1 other annotated feature (only partly in view) is annotated in these 1,481 nt (G+C 57.3%).

The features are described from left to right. Window positions 1–1,481 (top strand) — a sequence feature (mutual gap in cmsearch alignment for this rRNA model is longer than 100) (it extends past both window edges: 211 nt to the left, 1,274 nt to the right).

Genomic DNA, 1,481 nt, shown 5'->3' with positions numbered 1-1,481 from the left:
AGACACCCAAGTAGCACGGGGCCCGAGAAATCCCGTGTGAATCTGGCGGGACCACCCGCTAAGCCTAAATATTCCCTGGTGACCGATAGCGGATAGTACCGTGAGGGAATGGTGAAAAGTACCGCGGGAGCGGAGTGAAATAGTACCTGAAACCGTGTGCCTACAAGCCGTGGGAGCGTCGGACATCAAGCTTGCTTGGTGTCTCGTGACTGCGTGCCTTTTGAAGAATGAGCCTGCGAGTTTGCGGTGTGTTGCGAGGTTAACCCGGGTGGGGTAGCCGTAGCGAAAGCGAGTCCGAACAGGGCGTTTGAGTAGCACGCTCAAGACCCGAAGCGGAGTGATCTAGCCATGGGCAGGTTGAAGCGGAGGTAAGACTTCGTGGAGGACCGAACCCACCAGGGTTGAAAACCTGGGGGATGACCTGTGGTTAGGGGTGAAAGGCCAATCAAACTCCGTGATAGCTGGTTCTCCCCGAAATGCATTTAGGTGCAGCGTCGTGTGTTTCTTGCCGGAGGTAGAGCACTGGATAGGCGATGGGCCCTACCGGGTTACTGACCTTAGCCAAACTCCGAATGCCGGTAAGTGAGAGCGCGGCAGTGAGACTGTGGGGGATAAGCTCCATGGTCGAGAGGGAAACAGCCCAGAGCATCGACTAAGGCCCCTAAGCGTACGCTAAGTGGGAAAGGATGTGGAGTCGCACAGACAACCAGGAGGTTGGCTTAGAAGCAGCCACCCTTGAAAGAGTGCGTAATAGCTCACTGGTCTAGTGATTCCGCGCCGACAATGTAGCGGGGCTCAAGCGTACCGCCGAAGTCGTGTCATTGCGATATGTACCCCCAACGGGGATCGTGATGGGTAGGGGAGCGTCGTGTGCCGGGTGAAGCAGCGCCGGAAGGCAGTTGTGGACGGTTCACGAGTGAGAATGCAGGCATGAGTAGCGATTCACACGTGAGAAACGTGTGCGCCGATTGACTAAGGGTTCCTGGGTCAAGCTGATCTGCCCAGGGTAAGTCGGGACCTAAGGCGAGGCCGACAGGCGTAGTCGATGGATAACCGGTTGATATTCCGGTACCCGCTGTGAAGCGTCAAACATCGAATCCAGTGATGCTAAGCCCGTGAAGCCGCCGGCCGAGTCTTCGGACGAGGTCGGAGTGGTGGAGCCGGTGGCCCGAGCTGGTAGTAGGTGAGTGATGGGGTGACGCAGGAAGGTAGTCCATCCCGGGCGGTGGTTGTCCCGGGGTAAGGGTGTAGGACGTCAGGTAGGCAAATCCGCCTGGCACATAGTCTGAGACCTGATGCCGAGCCGATTGTGGTGAAGTGGATGATCCTATGCTGTCGAGAAAAGCCTCTAGCGAGTTTCATGGCGGCCCGTACCCTAAACCGACTCAGGTGGTCAGGTAGAGAATACCGAGGCGTTCGGGTGAACTATGGTTAAGGAACTCGGCAAAATGCCCCCGTAACTTCGGGAGAAGGGGGGCCAT

The organism is Streptomyces sp. NPDC126497, from assembly GCF_040302425.1.
Classification (GTDB): Bacteria; Actinomycetota; Actinomycetes; order Streptomycetales; family Streptomycetaceae; genus Streptomyces.
This window is presented reverse-complemented; position numbering and strand designations above follow the sequence as displayed.